At 72.5% G+C, this 15,678-nt stretch carries 15 protein-coding genes; 10 read left to right on the top strand and 5 right to left on the bottom strand.

Annotation, left to right across the window (positions count from 1 at the left end; all coding sequences use genetic code 11):
- Window positions 1-252 precede the first annotated feature (252 nt).
- Together AC07DW_RS05135 and AC07DW_RS05130 are read left to right on the top strand one after the other, a co-directional pair.
- On the top strand, window positions 253-894 hold the full coding sequence (locus AC07DW_RS05135) for a GntR family transcriptional regulator (protein WP_478856236.1): 642 nt from the start codon (window positions 253-255) through the stop codon (window positions 892-894).
- Window positions 891-2,198, top strand: a complete 1,308-nt coding sequence (locus tag AC07DW_RS05130) for an MFS transporter (RefSeq protein ID WP_478856235.1) — start codon at window positions 891-893, stop codon at window positions 2,196-2,198. Before AC07DW_RS05135 ends, AC07DW_RS05130 begins: the two co-directional genes overlap by 4 nt.
- Window positions 2,199-2,316: 118 nt before the next feature.
- Here AC07DW_RS05130 and AC07DW_RS05125 read toward each other — a convergent pair whose 3' ends face one another.
- Entirely contained in the window at window positions 2,317-3,141 is an 825-nt protein-coding gene (locus AC07DW_RS05125) for a maleylpyruvate isomerase family mycothiol-dependent enzyme (RefSeq protein WP_478856234.1), read from the bottom strand.
- Window positions 3,142-3,306: 165 nt separating this feature from the next.
- Between AC07DW_RS05125 and AC07DW_RS05120 the strand changes: the two genes are divergently transcribed.
- Window positions 3,307-4,104, top strand: a complete 798-nt coding sequence (locus AC07DW_RS05120; protein ID WP_478856233.1) for a carbon-nitrogen family hydrolase — start codon at window positions 3,307-3,309, stop codon at window positions 4,102-4,104.
- Between the two features lie 161 nt (window positions 4,105-4,265).
- On the opposite strand, the gene AC07DW_RS05115 is transcribed toward AC07DW_RS05120, so the two are convergent.
- Window positions 4,266-4,751 (bottom strand): LURP-one-related/scramblase family protein, encoded by a 486-nt coding sequence (locus AC07DW_RS05115; protein WP_478856232.1) that lies wholly within the window; start codon window positions 4,749-4,751, stop codon window positions 4,266-4,268.
- A 65-nt stretch (window positions 4,752-4,816) separates the two neighbouring features.
- Here AC07DW_RS05115 and AC07DW_RS05110 point away from each other — a divergent pair, with 65 nt between their 5' ends.
- Entirely contained in the window at window positions 4,817-6,667 is a 1,851-nt protein-coding gene (locus AC07DW_RS05110; RefSeq protein ID WP_478856231.1) for an NHL domain-containing thioredoxin family protein, read from the top strand.
- A gap of 478 nt (window positions 6,668-7,145) precedes the next feature.
- Here the strand turns inward: AC07DW_RS05110 and AC07DW_RS05105 are convergent, their stop codons facing one another.
- Window positions 7,146-7,370, bottom strand: coding sequence for a DUF6458 family protein (locus AC07DW_RS05105; protein WP_189549823.1), 225 nt, complete (start codon window positions 7,368-7,370; stop codon window positions 7,146-7,148).
- Window positions 7,371-7,437: 67 nt separating this feature from the next.
- The gene (locus AC07DW_RS05100) at window positions 7,438-8,730 is read right to left on the bottom strand and encodes a M18 family aminopeptidase (protein ID WP_478856230.1); all 1,293 of its coding nucleotides are present in this window, start codon (window positions 8,728-8,730) and stop codon (window positions 7,438-7,440) included.
- Between the two features lie 143 nt (window positions 8,731-8,873).
- Between AC07DW_RS05100 and AC07DW_RS05095 the strand changes: the two genes are divergently transcribed.
- On the top strand, window positions 8,874-9,302 hold the full coding sequence (locus tag AC07DW_RS05095) for a DUF6083 domain-containing protein (RefSeq protein ID WP_478856382.1): 429 nt from the start codon (window positions 8,874-8,876) through the stop codon (window positions 9,300-9,302).
- A 91-nt stretch (window positions 9,303-9,393) separates the two neighbouring features.
- Here AC07DW_RS05095 and AC07DW_RS05090 read toward each other — a convergent pair whose 3' ends face one another.
- Window positions 9,394-11,220: an acyl-CoA dehydrogenase gene (locus AC07DW_RS05090; protein WP_478856229.1), complete on the bottom strand. Its 1,827-nt coding sequence runs from the start codon at window positions 11,218-11,220 to the stop codon at window positions 9,394-9,396.
- Window positions 11,221-11,329: 109 nt separating this feature from the next.
- On the opposite strand from AC07DW_RS05090, the gene AC07DW_RS05085 reads away from it, so the two are divergent.
- The 5 genes from AC07DW_RS05085 (at window position 11,330) to AC07DW_RS05065 (ending at window position 15,646) form a co-directional block, all read left to right on the top strand.
- Window positions 11,330-11,632 carry a DUF397 domain-containing protein gene (locus AC07DW_RS05085; RefSeq protein WP_478856228.1) on the top strand — a complete coding sequence of 101 codons (303 nt, stop codon included), beginning with the start codon at window positions 11,330-11,332 and terminating at the stop codon, window positions 11,630-11,632.
- Window positions 11,633-11,759: 127 nt separating this feature from the next.
- A complete protein-coding gene (locus AC07DW_RS05080; RefSeq protein ID WP_468337796.1) occupies window positions 11,760-12,203 on the top strand; it encodes an SseB family protein in 444 nt (147 codons plus the stop codon).
- Between the two features lie 328 nt (window positions 12,204-12,531).
- Window positions 12,532-13,524 (top strand): pirin family protein, encoded by a 993-nt coding sequence (locus tag AC07DW_RS05075; protein ID WP_478856227.1) that lies wholly within the window; start codon window positions 12,532-12,534, stop codon window positions 13,522-13,524.
- Window positions 13,525-13,728: 204 nt separating this feature from the next.
- Window positions 13,729-14,766, top strand: a complete 1,038-nt coding sequence (locus AC07DW_RS05070; protein WP_478856226.1) for an AI-2E family transporter — start codon at window positions 13,729-13,731, stop codon at window positions 14,764-14,766.
- Between the two features lie 76 nt (window positions 14,767-14,842).
- Window positions 14,843-15,646, top strand: coding sequence for a class I SAM-dependent methyltransferase (locus AC07DW_RS05065; RefSeq protein WP_189549828.1), 804 nt, complete (start codon window positions 14,843-14,845; stop codon window positions 15,644-15,646).
- Window positions 15,647-15,678 lie beyond the last annotated feature (32 nt).

Genomic DNA, 15,678 nt, shown 5'->3' with positions numbered 1-15,678 from the left:
AGTACGTCGAAAACGCCTCAACCTGGCGGGCCGGAAAACCGGTGCCCGTGAAGAGACCAGCGAGAGCCCCGGAAGGATGTACGAGGACGCGCGATCGAGCAAAAAAGGGTGACGCGTGTGGCCCGGGTCACGTGCGGCGGTGTGACGTGCCCCGCGCCGCGTGGGGCATGTGGTGCCACCGGGTTGTGAGTTCCGTCCTACCTCTGCGCCGAACGGCCCCTGACGCATCCCTGTTGTATCTATGCTGTACGCATGCCTTCCGCCCCTCCCGCCGCCGACCGCGTCTACACCCACGTCAAGCAAGCCGTCCTCGACCGCCGCTACCAGGGCGGGACGCTCCTCACCGAAGGGGAGCTCGCCGAGGCCGTCGGGGTGTCCCGTACGCCCGTACGGGAAGCGCTGCTCAAGCTGGAGATGGAAGGCCTGCTGAAGCTGTACCCCAAGAAGGGCGCCCTGGTCCTCGCCGTCTCCGCGCAGGAGATCGCCGACGTCGTCGAAACCCGGCTGCTGGTCGAGGAGTTCGCCGTACGCAGGGCCGTCCCCGCCCCGGCCGCGCTCCTGGAGCGGCTGGAGGAGCTGCTGGACGAGCAGCGGCGGCGCGCCGGCGAGGGCGACCTCGCCGCCGTCGCCGTCACCGACCGCTGCTTCCACGCCGAGATCGTCCGCAACGCGGGCAACGAGATCCTCTCCCGCCTCTACGACCAGATGCGCGACCGGCAACTGCGCATGGGCGTCGCCGTGATGGAGGCCCACCCCGACCGCGTCGCCAAGAACATCGCCGAGCACGCCGAGATCCTCGCCGCCATCCGCGCCGGTGACGCCGAGGGCGCCGCCCGGTGCGTGCACCGCCACGTCAGCCGCGTCAAGGTCCTGGTCAGGGGTGAGGACCGGTGAGCAGCTCCGCCGCCCTGTCCCTGCCCTCCGACCCGCCCGGCGGCCGCCGGGCCGCCCTCGTGTGGGGCGTCGGCGTGTGCGTCTACCTCGTCGCCGTCATCTTCCGCACGTCCCTGGGCGTCGCCGGGCTCGACGCCGCCGACCGCTTCGACGTCAACGCGTCCGCCCTGTCGACCTTCTCCATCCTCCAGCTTCTCGTCTACGCCGGCATGCAGATACCCGTCGGCCTGATGGTCGACCGGCTCGGCACCAAGAAGGTCCTCACCCTCGGCGTGATCCTCTTCACCCTCGGCCAGCTCGGCTTCGCGCTCTCCCCCTCGTACGGCATGGCCCTGGCCTCCCGCGCGCTGCTCGGCTGCGGCGACGCGATGACCTTCATCTCCGTGCTCCGGCTGGGCACACGCTGGTTCCCGGCCCGCCGCGGACCGCTGATCGCGCAGGTCGCCGGGCTCTTCGGGGTCGTCGGGAACCTCGTCTCGACGATGGTGATCGCCCGGACCCTGGACGGGCTCGGCTGGACGGCGACGTTCGCCGGCAGCTCCCTGGCCGGGGTGGTCGTCCTGGTGCTGCTCGTCCTGTTCCTGAAGGACCACCCCGAGGGGTACGAGCCGGAGCCGGCGCGCCACGCGGGCGCGGCGTACGTCCGCCGGCAGATCGCCCGCTCATGGCAGGAGCCCGGCACCCGGCTCGGAATGTGGGTGCACTTCACCACCCAGTTCCCCGCGATGGTGTTCCTGCTGCTGTGGGGGCTGCCCTTCCTCGTCGAGGAGCAGGGCCTGTCCCGGGGAGCGGCCGGCGACATGCTCACCCTGACCGTGCTCTCCAACATGGTCTTCGGCATGACCTACGGCCAGATCATCGCCCGGCACCACGGGGCGCGGGTCCCGCTCGCGCTCGGCACGGTCGCGGCCACCGCCGCCGTGTGGGCGGCCACCCTCGCCCACCCGGGCGGCCACGCCCCGATGTGGGTCCTGGTCACGCTGTGCGTCGTCCTCGGCGCCTGCGGGCCCGCCTCCATGATCGGCTTCGACTTCGCCCGGCCGGCGAACCCGCCGGAGCGGCAGGGCACGGCGTCCGGCATCGTCAACATGGGCGGCTTCACCGCCTCCATCACCACCCTGCTCGCCGTCGGCGTGCTGCTCGACGCCACCGGCGGCGACTACCGCGCCGCCTTCTCGTCGATCTTCGCGCTCCAGGCCCTGGGCGTCGCCCAGATCCTGAGGCTGCGGGCGCGCACGGCCCGGCGCGAGCGGGACAGGCTGGTGGCGAGCCGGGTGGAGACCGTCCACGTCCCGGCGGCGTAGCCGCCCGCGCGGCCCCGTGCTCCGGCCCCGCGCTTTCGGCCCGCGCCCGGTCCCGTACCGCCCGGTCCCGTACCGGACCGTCCCGCACCGGGCGGCCCCGTACCGGACCGTCCCGTGCCTACGGCGTGACCGGGAAGGAGGCCAGGATCGCCGCCGCCAGTTCCTCGTCGCCCTCCACCTTGACCCGGTCGGCGACGGCCGCGGGCCGCACCCGCCCGCAGGCGAGACGCACATACGTCTCCCAGTCCATCGCGATCGTCGCGGCCGGGCCCAGCGACGGCGCCCCGTCGACCGTCCCGCGGCCCTCGGCGTCGACCCGCACCGTCCGCAGGAACTCCACCGGACCGTGGATGTCGAAGACGACGGCCGTGTTCGGCGGGGCGCCCGCGTCCTTGGCGACCACCTTCGGCAGGACGGCCAGGAAGTTGTCCCGGGCGACGTACGCGCCGGGCGAGTCGAGGTTCCCCGGCACCCCGAGCGCGGTGCGCAGGTCCTGCTCGTGGCACCAGACGTCGAAGGCCCGCATCCGGTACGCCAGTTCGAGGGACTGCTCGGCGCCCAGCGGGGCTCGGATCAGCGTGTCGGGGGAGCGGTTCTCGTTGCGCAGCCGGCGGGCGCGGCGGATGAGCGTGTACTCCAGCTCGGCGGTCATCTCCGGCCCGGTGTGGTGCCGGCGCACGTCGACCTGCACCTCCATGTAGCGGGCGAAGTCACCGCGTACGTGGTAGAGATCGCGTGGCAGCGAGTGGATCGGGCGCGGGTCGCCGAGCATCTCGCACTCCATGCCGATGATGTGCGACACGATGTCGCGCACCGACCAGCCGGGGCACGGCGTGGCGCGATTCCACTCCCCTTCGACGAGGGGCTGCACCAGCTCGGATATCGCTTCGATCGAGTGGGTCCAGGCGTCGGCGTATGGCTGGAGGCTGGGATGGACGGTCACGAAACCCCTCGGGCGGTCGTACGCGGGCTGGATGCTGCGGCAGCTGCGGGGTCCGGGGGTGGCCCCCGGAAAGAAACAGTACGCTGCGGGCAGGCACCCCGGCAGTGCTTTCGTGTGACGATCGTAGGCCCGTGTTGACGGCCCGAATGCCAGGACGGTGGTAGTGTGCGCGCCTCGCTGATCCAGATCGCAGTAGACCCGGCCGAATCGCCCAAGTCCCGCAGGGCCCGGGTCGCTTCACTGGTGGCTGAACAGCGTGGGGTCGCCGACCTGGTCGTCCTCCCCGAACTGTGGCCGGTGGGCGCCTTCGCGTACGAGTCGTTCGCGACCGAGGCCGAGCCGCTGCACGGCCCCACGTACGAGGTGATGGCGAAGGCCGCCGCCGAGGCGTCCGTCTGGCTGCACGCCGGTTCCGTCGTGGAACGCGCCCCCGACGGCGCCCTGTACAACACCGCGCTGGTCTTCTCACCCTCCGGCGACCTCGCCGCCACCTACCGCAAGATCCACCGCTTCGGCTTCGACGCGGGCGAGGCCGTGATGATGGCGGCCGGCGACGCGCTCGTCACCGTCCCGGTGCCCGGCCTGCCACTGGGCGTCGCCACCTGCTACGACCTCCGCTTCCCCGAGATGTTCCGCGGCCTGGTCGACGCCGGGGCGCTCGCCCTCGTCGTCTCGGCCGGCTGGCCGGCCCGCCGCCGCGAGCACTGGACCCTGCTGGCCCGCGCCCGCGCGGTGGAGAACCAGGCGTACGTCCTCGCCTGCGGGACCGGCGGCACGCACGCGGGCGTCCCCCAGGCCGGGCACAGCCTCGTCGTCGACCCCTGGGGCGAGGTCCTCGCGGAGGCGGGCGACGGCGAGGAGACCCTCACGGTGGACCTCGACCCGGCGCTCGTGGCCACCACCCGCGACCGGTTCCCCGCCCTCAAGGACCGCCTCCTGGGCCTCGCCCCGCCGCGCCACTGACCCGCCGCGCCGCTGACCCGCCGCGCCGCTGACCCGCCGCGCCGCTGACCCGCCGCGCCGCTGACCCGCCGCGCCACTGACCCGCCGCGCCGCTGACCCGCCGACCTGCCGGGGCCCGCCGGACCGGCCGTACGGCTGCTGGGACGCCGTACGGCAAGGGATCAGTCCTTCTCCGCCATCCGGATGACGCACACCGCCACCGCGATCAGCAGTGCCGTGTCCGCCGCGTCCTCCCGGACGACGTCGACGGCGTACGTGTCACGGACCCGCAGCCACTTGCGGGAGACGCGGGCCAGCAGCTCCCCGTCCCGCTCGACGGCGAACTCGCGGTCTAGGATCCGCCCGCTCACGTCCAGCGCCGGGCCCTCCGCCAGGGTCACCTGGTAGTGGTTGCGCAGCAGCGACAGCCGCTTGCGGGCGACCGTGGCGAGCGTCTGCCCGTCCCGCTCCACGGTCATCGCCCCGCGCAGGCTGAGCACCTTCGCCCGCAGGGTGACCAGCACCCGCCCCGCCGGATCCTTCAGCTCCAGGGTTTCGCGCAGCCGCAGGGCCTTGCCGTCGACGAGGAAGGCCTGCCGGCCGTTCTCGTCCTCGATCCAGTAGTCGTCGCCGATGGCGAAGATCTTGTCGCGTACCAGGTATCTCATGACACATGCGTACCCGGCCGCAGGCGCGTGAGCCGGTGTTCCTACCCGGATGGCAAGCTTGAAGAATGAACGATGCCGTCCCGGCGCCCACCCCCGCGCCCGCGCCCGCGCCCCGCCGTGTCCGTGTCCGTGCCCCCGAGCTGATCGGCAAGGGCGGCTGGCTGAACACCGGTGGCAAAGAGCTGACCCTCGCCGACCTGCGAGGGCGAGTCGTGATTCTCGATTTCTGGACGTTCTGCTGCATCAACTGCCTGCACGTCCTGGACGAGCTGCGCGAGCTGGAGGAGAAGCACCGGGACACCGTCGTGATCATCGGCGTCCACTCGCCGAAGTTCGTGCACGAGGCCGAGCACCGGGCCGTCGTCGACGCCGTCGAGCGGTACGAGGTGCACCACCCCGTTCTCGACGACCCCGAGCTCGCCACCTGGAAGCAGTACGCCGTCCGGGCGTGGCCGACGCTCGTCGTGATCGACCCCGAGGGGTACGTCGTCGCGCAGCACGCCGGGGAGGGGCACGCCCGGGCGATCGAGACCCTCGTCGAGGAGCTGGAGGCCGAGCACGAGGCCAAGGGCACCCTGCGGCGCGGGGACGGGCCGTACGTACCGCCGGAGCCGGTGGCGACGCACCTGCGGTTCCCCGGCAAGGCGCTCCTGCTGGACGGCGGCAACCTCCTCGTGACGGACACCACTCGGCACCAGGTGGTGGAGCTGGACGCCGACGGCGAGACCGTGGTGCGGCGGTACGGGACCGGTGAGCGCGGCCTCGTCGACGGCAAGGCGGACGAGGCGCGGTTCAACGAGCCGCAGGGCCTGTGCGTCCTCCCGGACGGACGGGTCGTGGTCGCCGACACCGTCAACCACGCCCTGCGGGCGCTGGACCTCGCCAGCGGTGAGGTGCGGACGCTCGCCGGGACCGGGGCGCAGTGGTGGCAGGGCTCCCCCACCGCCGGACCCGCCCGCGAGGTCGCGCTGTCGTCGCCGTGGGACGTCGCCTGGTGGCGGGACGAGGTGTGGATCGCCATGGCGGGCGTCCACCAGCTGTGGGCGTACGACCCGGAGAAGGGCACCGTGCGGGTGGCCGCAGGGACGACGAACGAGGGGCTCGTGGACGGGCCGGCCGACGAGGCGTGGTTCGCCCAGCCGTCGGGGCTCGCCGCCACCGAGGAGCGCCTGTGGGTCGCCGACTCCGAGACCAGCGCCCTGCGGTGGGTGGACCCCGAGGGCGCCGTCCACACCGCCGTGGGCACCGGGTTGTTCGACTTCGGCCACCGGGACGGCGAGGCCGGCCAGGCGCTGTTCCAGCACCCGCTGGGTGTCACGGCCCTGCCGGACGGGTCGGTCGCCGTGGCGGACACGTACAACCACGCCCTGCGCCGTTACGACCCGGCGGCCGGTGAGGTGACCACCCTCGCCACCGACCTGCGCGAGCCGAGCGACGCGGTGCTCGTCGGCGACGACATCGTGGTCGTCGAGTCGGCGCGCCACCGGCTGACGCGGCTGCGGCTGCCCGAGGAAGCCGTCCAGGTGGCCGCCGTGGCCCACCGGACGCGGCGGGAGGCGACCGGGATCGCGCCCGGCGCGCTGAGGCTTGACGTCGTGTTCCGGGCGCCGACCGGCCAGAAGCTGGACGAGCGGTACGGGCCGTCGACGCGGCTCCTGGTGTCGTCGACGCCGCCGGAGCTGCTCCTCTCGGGCGAGGGCACGGGCACGGACCTGTCGCGGGAGCTGACGCTGAACCCGGCCGTCACGGAGGGCGTGCTGCACGTGTCCGCGATGGCCGCGTCCTGCGACGACGACCCGGCCAACGAGTACCCCGCCTGCCACGTCCACCAGCAGGACTGGGGCGTCCCGGTGAAGGTCACGGAGTCGGGGGTGTCCCGGCTGCCGCTGATCCTCGCGGGGATGGACGCCGAGTGACGCCCGCAGGGCCGTAGGCCCGTCGGGTCGGACGGGCCGTGGGCCCGTCCGGGTCCGTACCCGAGTCCCTGGTGCCGGGGCGGTCTTCCGGCCGCCCCGTCCAGGCAGCCGGTCACCCACGCCGCCGGGTCGTGGGCGGCCTTGCGGCCGCCCGGTCCCCGGGCCTCCAGCCGGGCGCAGCCGCCCGCCAGGAGTGCCCGGACCCGCTTCCCGGTCCGGCCCGTGGTGCCGGGCGCGGTCGCCCTGGAGGCGGCCCGCCTCATGGGCGATGTCCGTGCCCCACGGGGGCCGTTCGCCGTACGCTCCGATCGCCGTGCCGCCGGCGGCCGTCGCGAGTGCCGCGGCGGCCCCGGTCGGGCTCCGGAGCGTCCGTCGCCGGGGCCCCCGGTGGCGTGCGAGAGCCGTCCGTCGTCCCAGCAGATCCATGCCGACACGGTGTCAGGCGTGGCCTTCCGCGGATGTTTCGCCGGCGACCGGCTCAGTAGCGCCGTTCGTCCGCGGGGTCGATCACCGTCGGGGCCACCGGCGGTACGACCGCCCGGCGCCGCCTGGCGATGCTGGTGAACGTCGCGACGCCGATGATGCCGACCGCCATGAGGATCAGCCCCACCAGGTCCAGATTGACGCCCTGTGCCTCCCAGTCGGTCGCGAAGGTGAGGATCGCCCCGACCGCTATGAGAATGATGCAGCCACCCAGGCCCATGATTCCCGCCTCCTCGTCTGCGTAGGTGTTGCGGGTACCCCGAGCCGCAACACCTACGCGGGGCGGGCTAGTTCAGGAATGCCACCAGGGCGTTGGCCAGCAGGTACGGGTCGTCGGCGGCGCACAGTTCGCGGGCGCTGTGCATCGACAGGATCGCCACGCCGATGTCGACGGTCCGGATCCCGTGGCGGGCGGCGGTGATCGGGCCGATGGTCGTGCCGCACGGCATGTCGTTGTTGGAGACGAACGTCTGCCACGGCACCCCCGCCTTCTCGCACGCCGCCGCGAAGACGGCACGGCCGCTGCCGTCCGTCGCGTAGCGCTGGTTGACGTTCACCTTGAGGATGGGGCCGCCGCCGGCGCGCGGGTGGTGCGTGGGGTCGTGCCGTTCGGCGTAGTTGGGGTGCACCGCGTGGCCGGTGTCCGAGGAGAGGCAGATCGTGCCGGCGAAGGCGCGCGCCCGGTCCTCGTAGCCGCCGCCGCGCGCGAAGACCGACCGTTCCAGGACGCCGCCGAGGAGGGGGCCCTGGGCGCCGGTGTCGGACTCGGAGCCGTTCTCCTCGTGGTCGAAGGCGGCGAGCACCGGGATGAACTCCGGTTCCCCGGCGGCCGATACGGCGGTGAGGGCGGCCACGCCCGCGTGCACCGACAGCAGGTTGTCCATGCGCGGTCCGGCCAGCAGCTCCCGGTCGCGCCCGAGGTAGGCGGGGGCCTCCAGGGCGTGGACCATGAGGTCCCAGCCGGCCACGTCCCCGGCGTCCACCCCCGCCTCGCCGGCGACGAACCGGATCAGGTCGCCCTCGCGGACGTCGTCGCCGAGGCCCCAGATCGGCTGCATGTGCCGCTGGCGGTCCAGCTTGAGGCCCTCGTTGGCCTGCCGGTCCAGGTGGATGGCGAGCTGCGGGACGCGCAGCAGCGGCCGGTCCACGCTCACCAGCCGGTGGCCGCCGTCCCGCAGGGTCAGCCTGCCGGACAACCCCAGGTCGCGGTCGAGCCAGGTGTTGAGCAGGGTTCCGCCGTACGTCTCGACGGCGACCTGCCGCCAGCCGTGCGCGCCCATGTCGGGCTGCGGTTTGACGCGGAGGTTGGGCGAGTCGGTGTGGGCGCCGATGATCCTGAACGGGGTGTGGGGGGCCGCGCCTTCCGGTACGTACCAGGCGATGATCGCGCCGCCGCGGATGACGTACCTGCCGCCGCTCGTACCGTCCCAGGCGGCTGTCTCGTCGAGCTTCCGGAAGCCGGCCTTCTCCAGCCGTTCACCGGCGACGGCCACGGCGTGGTACGGCGTGGGCGAGTCCGCCAGGAAGGTCATGAGGTCGTCGGTGTGGCCGCGGTGGAAGCGGGGGGGTGAGCTGCTCATGGCCCTCACTTTACGGGCGGGTCAGTTGAGAGCGACTGTTGTGAACGGCCCATTGTCAGTGGCGGCTGCGACTATCGGAAGACGTAGCGGGACAGCAGTCCGCTGACTCGCCGGTCGCGACCGGAGGTGCACTGGTGACCACGATGACCACGCCCGTCTCGCCCGTCTGTGCCGCATGCGAAACACCTGGTGCCGAGTGGAGCGTCCCGCTGGGGATGCCGTTGTGCGCGGCGTGCACGACCGCGGCGACGGGCACCCCGGACCGGGACCCGGTGCGCCTGGGGGACATCCTGCCGGTGACGGCCGCGGCGCTGCGCGCCTCGATACCGGCGCCGCGCCCGCCGCGTACCGGCTCGTTGATGACCTGCCGGTTCTGCGGGGCGCAGGCCCGCTGGCACCGGACGGTGCGCGGCCGCTGGGTGGCGATGGAACCGGGTGAGCGTCCGGTCGCGGGCGTTCCGCGCGGTGAGCGGTGGTACGTGGCGGGGGACGGTACGGCGGTGCAGCTGCGCGGGGCGGTGCCGTCGGACGTGTGCCGGGTGAGCCACTTCTCGGTGTGCGCCGCCCGGTGACGGACGACGGCCCGCCCCCGGGATGTCGGGGGCGGGCCGTCAGGGCCGGGTGGCGCGGGCCGGGCCGGTGCTGGCCGGTCGCGGACCGGGATTAGAACGCGGCTTCGTCCAGCTCCATGAGGGAGTTGTCGACGCCCTCGGCTATGGCGCGCTCGGTGGAGACGCCCGGCAGGATGTTGGCGGCGAAGAACTTCGCGGCCTCGATCTTGCCCCGGTAGAAGGCCGTGTCCTTGGTGGAGGCCGTCTCCAGCTTCTCGGCCGCGACGGCGGCACCGCGCAGCAGGAGGTAGCCGACGACCACGTCACCGGACGCCATGAGGAGGCGGGTGGTGTTGAGCCCGACCTTGTAGATGTTCTTGACGTCCTCGCCGGTGGCGGTGAGGTCGGTCAGCATCGTGCCGACGATCGCCTCCAGGTCGACGGCGGCCTTGGCGAGGGCGTCGCGGGCCGGGGCCAGCTCCTCGCCGCCGGTGCCGACCGCCAGGAACTTCTTGATCTCCTCGGCGAGCGCGTTCAGCGAGGCGCCCTGGTCGCGGACGATCTTGCGGAAGAAGTAGTCCTGGCCCTGGATCGCGGTGGTGCCCTCGTAGAGGGTGTCGATCTTGGCGTCCCGGATGTACTGCTCGACCGGGTACTCCTGGAGGTAGCCGGAGCCACCGAAGGTCTGGAGGGACTGGGCGAGCTGCTCGTAGGACTTCTCGGAGCCGTAGCCCTTCACGATCGGCAGGAGCAGGTCGTTGAGCCCGATGAGCGCCTTGGCGTCCTCGCCGGCCGCCTCCTTGACCTGGATCTCGTCCTGGATCGCGGCGGTGTACATGACCAGGGCGCGCATGCCCTCGGCGTACGCCTTCTGCGTCATCAGCGAGCGGCGGACGTCCGGGTGGTGCGTGATGGTGACCTTCGGCGCGGTCTTGTCCATGAAGTTCGCCAGGTCGGGGCCCTGCACGCGCTCCTTGGCGTACTCCAGCGCGTTGAGGTAGCCGGTCGACAGGGTGGCGATGGCCTTCGTGCCGACCATCATCCGGGCGAACTCGATGATGCGGAACATCTGGCGGATGCCGTCGTGCTTGTCGCCGATCAGCCAGCCCTTGGCGGGGTGCTTGTCGCCGAAGGTCATCTCGCACGTGTTGGACGCCTTGAGGCCCATCTTGTGCTCGACGTTCGTGGCGTACACGCCGTTGCGCTCGCCCAGCTCGCCGGTCTCCCAGTCGAAGTGGAACTTCGGTACGAGGAAGAGGGACAGGCCCTTGGTGCCGGGGCCGTGGCCCTCGGGGCGGGCGAGGACGTAGTGGAGGATGTTCTCCGACATGTCGTGCTCACCGGACGTGATGAAGCGCTTCACGCCCTCGATGTGCCAGGAGCCGTCGTCCTGCTGCACGGCCTTGGTGCGGCCGGCGCCCACGTCCGAGCCGGCGTCCGGCTCGGTGAGGACCATGGTGGAGCCCCACTGCTTCTCGACCGCGATGCGGGCGATCTGCTTCTGGACGTCATTGCCCTCCTCGAAGAGGACACCGGCGAAGGCCGGGCCCGAGGAGTACATCCAGACGGCCGGGTTCGAGCCGAGGATCAGCTCCGCGTACGCCCAGATCAGCGAGCGGGGCGAGGTGGTGCCGCCGATCTCCTCGGGCAGGCCGAGGCGCCAGTACTCGGAGTCCATGAAGGCCTTGTAGGACTTCTTGAAGGACTCGGGGATCGGCGCGGTGTTCGTCTCCGGGTCGAAGACCGGCGGGTTCCGGTCGGCGTCCGCGAAGGACTCGGCGAAGTCGTTCTCGGCGAGACGGCGCATCTCGTCCAGGACGCTCTTCGCGGTCTCGACGTCCATCTCCTCGAACGGACCGGTGCCGTAGACCTTGTCGCGCCCGAGGACCTCGAAGAGGTTGAACTCGATGTCGCGGAGATTCGACTTGTAGTGCCCCATGGCGACGGCTCCGTAAGGCTCGGGGAGGCGGAATCCTCTTACACGTACCAGCTAGTAGCTACGATGATGCTACCGGTCGGTAATAAGAGCAACCCCTATGGGGCAATCTGTGACGCGTCACGCCCCGGGCGGCGTGGTCGTGATCGTCACCAGGCGCGGCCGGCCGCTGCCGGATCCCTTCCTCCCGCCCCCGTGGAACCGGCAGCACGCACCACACGGTCCTGCCGTCCGTCCCCGGTCGGCGCCCCACCGCGGCGCCACCGGCGGCGAGTGCCTCGAAGTGGCCGACAACCTGTCCGGCGTCGTCCCCGTCCGTGACTCCGAGGTCCCCGAGGTCCCCGAGGTCCCCGAGGGCCCGGCCGTCGTCGTGCCCGCCCGCGCCTGGGTGCCGTTCGTGGACGCGGCGCGGTGAAGACCGGGCGGTTCGCGGGCTGAACGGCCACGACCCGCGCGCTGCCGCCGGCGGCGGGTGCCGTGACGTGGGGGCGGCCCCACGGTGACCATGCGCCGGGAGGCGGCGGCTCGGTAGGCTTGCGGGCATGTACGGGTACGAGCAGAACCAGGGCGCGTACGCCCAGCCCCAGCAGGGGTACGCGCAGCAGCCGCCGCTGTACCCCGAGCCGTCGCCGCCCTCGCTCGCCGACGCCGTGCGGGCGTTCACCACCGGGTCGTTGTCGGCCGAGGACTTCCAGCAGATCTTCGCGACCTCGAAGGTCTACTGCCCGCGCGGTGACAACCCCGGCTTCCTCGCGCTGCACAACACCCAGCAGCCCGTCATCCCCATGTTCACCTCGCTCAAGGAGCTGCGCCGGTACGCGGGCAAGGAGTCCAAGTACTTCGTGATCACCGGTGCCGAGGTGATCGACCTGCTGCCCACCGGGTACGGCTTCGTCCTCGACATGGAGGGCGACCACCGGATGGTGTTCGACGCGAAGGCCGTGGAGCAGATGGTCGACTTCGCCATGCGGCGGATGTACGGCTGACCACGAGCCGTCGCACGCGGGGGACCCGGACCCGGGCCTGAGTCGCGCCGGGGCGAGCCGCTGTGCCCGGACGCGCGTGCCCGGACGCGCCGTACGAAGACATGTCGCGCCGGTGCGCCGCGTGGCGGGTGGGACGCGGCGCTGCCCTGCGCTGAACAGGGACGACCGCGGCCGGCGCCCACGTCTGATCCGGGTCGGTTCATACTCACGCGGGTCGCCGTGGGGCGCCACTACCGTGGGAATGGCGGGGCGGAAGGAGGTGTTCCCCTGGCAAGAAGTTCAGGATTCAACTAAAGTGGGATCACGCCGCCCCCGAGGAGGACCCGCCATGCCTGCCGTAACCGTCGAGAACCCGCTCACCCTGCCCCGCGTCGACGCGCCCTCGGGCGCCGTACCGCGCCCGGTGCTGGCGGTCACCACCGCGCCCGCCGGATTCGAGGGGGAGGGCTTCCCGGTGCGCCGCGCGTTCGCCGGGATCAACTACCGCCACCTCGACCCGTTCATCATGATGGACCAGATGGGGGAGGTGGAGTACGGCGTCGGCGAGGCGAAGGGCACGCCCTGGCACCCCCACCGCGGCTTCGAGACCGTCACCTACCTGATCGACGGGACCTTCGTCCACCAGGACAGCAACGGCGGCGGGGGCACCATCCGCAACGGCGACACCCAGTGGATGACCGCCGGGTCCGGGCTGCTGCACATCGAGGCCCCGCCGGAACACCTCGTCATGTCGGGCGGCCTCTTCCACGGTCTCCAGCTGTGGGTGAACCTGCCCGCGAAGGACAAGATGATGGACCCCCGCTACCAGGACATCCGCGGCGGCCAGGTCCAGCTCCTCGCCTCCCCCGACGGCGGCGCCCTGCTGCGCGTCATCGCCGGGGAGCTCGACGGGCACGAGGGGCCGGGCATCACCCACACCCCGATCACCATGATCCACGCGACCCTGCGCCCCGGCGCCGAGGTCACGCTCCCATGGCGGCAGGACTTCAACGGCCTCGCCTACGTCCTCGCCGGGCGCGGCTCCGTCGGCACCGAGCGCCGACCCGTCCACCTCGGCCAGACGGCCGTCTTCGGCGACGGCGGGTCGCTCACCGTCCGCGCCGACGACAGGCAGGACGGCCACACCCCCGACCTGGAGGTCGTCCTCCTCGGAGGCAGGCCCATCCGGGAGCCCATGGCGCACTACGGGCCGTTCGTCATGAACAGCGAGGCCGAGCTGAAGCAGGCCTTCGAGGACTTCCAGGCCGGCCGGCTCGGCCGCGTCCCGGCCGTCCACGGCATGCAGGACGGCCAGGGCCCGGACATCACCCCGGGCGCCTGACGGCTCAACGCCGGCGGGGGCGCCCCGCCGGCGCGCCGCCTGTGGTCCCCGCCCCGGGCAGCCGTGGGGTAAGCCCCGGGGCGGGGGGCCGTCCGGGCGGAGACCCGTCCCCGGGCCGTCCTCCGCCGGGCACGGGCCGGCGGTACTCCCCCGGGCGGGGGACGTCCGGGAGCGGGGGCGCGAAGAGCGTGGTGCCGTGGAACGGTGCACACGCTTCCCGAGCCCGTCCGGCGCGTCGCCGCCTGGTGCGTCGTCGTCCTGCTCGTCACCGGTGTGGCGGCGGTCGGCGTATGGCTGTGCGTGACGCTGCGGACCGCCGTCACACCCGTCCTGCTCGCCCTGCTCGGCACCGCGCTGCTGGGGCCGCTGTACCGGCGGCTCGTCGCCATGAAGGTCCAGCGGTCCCTGGCCGCCGGGCTGACCTGCGCGGCCGTGGTCGCCGTCGTCGGAGGCGCCGGCTACATCGTGGCCGCCGCGCTGATCGACACCGGCGACCAGATCGTCACCTCGCTGCGCCGCGCCGCCGCCGACCTCACCCGGCACTTCGGCGCCGCGGGCACCTCGCTGGACGACCTCGCGGGCAACGCCAGGAACCTGCTCGGCAAGTTCGGCGGCACGGCGGCGTCCGGCGTCATCAGCGGGCTCAGCGTCGTCGGCGAGATGATCGCCATGGCCGTCCTCGCGCTGCTGCTGGTCTTCTTCTTCCTCCGCGACTCCGGCCGCGCGATGCGCGGGCTGCGCTCCCTCGTGCCGGGCGGCGGCGCCGACGCCGTCGAGGCCATGGCCCGCCGCGCCTTCGGGGCCGTGGAGGGCTTCATGCGCGGCACCACGTTCATCGCGCTGATCGACGCCCTCCTCATCACGGCCGGCCTGCTGATCCTGCGCGTCCCGGGCGCCGTGGGGCTCGGCGCGCTGGTCTTCGTCGGCGCGTACATCCCGTACCTCGGCGCCTTCATCTCCGGCGCGGTGGCGATCCTCGTGGCGCTCGCCGACCGGGGCGTCGTCATCGCGCTGTGGGCGGTCGGCGTCGTCCTCGCCGTACAGCTCATCGAGGGGCACGTCCTGCAGCCGGTGATCCAGAGCCGTACGGTCCAGATGCACCCGGCCATCGTCATGATCGCCATCACCGCGGGCGCGTCCGTCGCCGGGATCCTCGGCATGCTGCTCGCCGTACCGCTCACGGCCGCCGCGTTCGGCGTCATCGGCGAACTGCGGAGGCTGTACGCCGCCGGCGGGCCGTAGCACCCAGCCGTAGTACCCACCCCGGCCGGTCGACAGCCACGACTGGCACCACCACCCGGGAAACACGGAGGCCGTTGTGCAGGACCCACCCGACCCGCGTCTGCTGAAGAACCGCTCCCGGCTCGGCCACAAGCTGCGGTACGCGCTCGCGCACCCCCGGCGGGTGGGCCCCCACCTGCGGCGGGCGGCCAGGAACGCCCGGCTGCGCCTGCGGCACCGCGGGGATCACGTCGCCTTCTACCGGGCCGTCATGGCCTCCGACACCGCCCGCAGCCCGGAGGCCGCGGTGGGGGGCGTGCCCTCGCACGCGCGCTGGCTCGCCATCGGGCGGATGCAGTACGACTACCTCGTCGCCCACGGCCTGCGGCCCGGGGACCGCATGCTGGAGATCGGCTGCGGCAACCTGCGCGCCGGGTGGCGGTTCATCGACCACCTGGAGCCCGGCCACTACTACGGGATCGACATCTCGCCCGACATCCTCGTCGAGGCCAAGAAGACCGTCGTACGGTACGGGCTCCAGGACAAACTCCCGTACCTGACCCCTGTCGACGACCTCACGCTGGACTTCCTGCCGGACGCCTGGTTCACGGTCGTCCACGCGCACAGCGTCTTCTCCCACTCGCCGCTGGAGGTCGTCGCCGAGTGCATGGCCAACGTCGGGCGGGTGCTGGCACCCGGCGGGTTCTTCGACTTCACCTTCGACCGCACCGAGGGCCACGAGCACCAGGTGCTGGGCGAGGACTTCTACTACCGCACGGAGACGCTCGTGCGCCTGGCGGCGAAGCACGGCCTGGCTGCCCACTTCATGGACGACTGGGAGCGGCTGCCGCACGGCCAGTCCAAGCTGCGCCTCACGCACCACCCGGTGGTGAGCCACTAGAGCGGCCGCGACCGCACGCACGTATCCAGACG

It is taken from the genome of Streptomyces sp. NPDC045701, from assembly GCF_056432045.1.
Note: the sequence above shows the minus strand (reverse complement) of the source record. Positions and strands in the feature narration are given on the sequence as shown.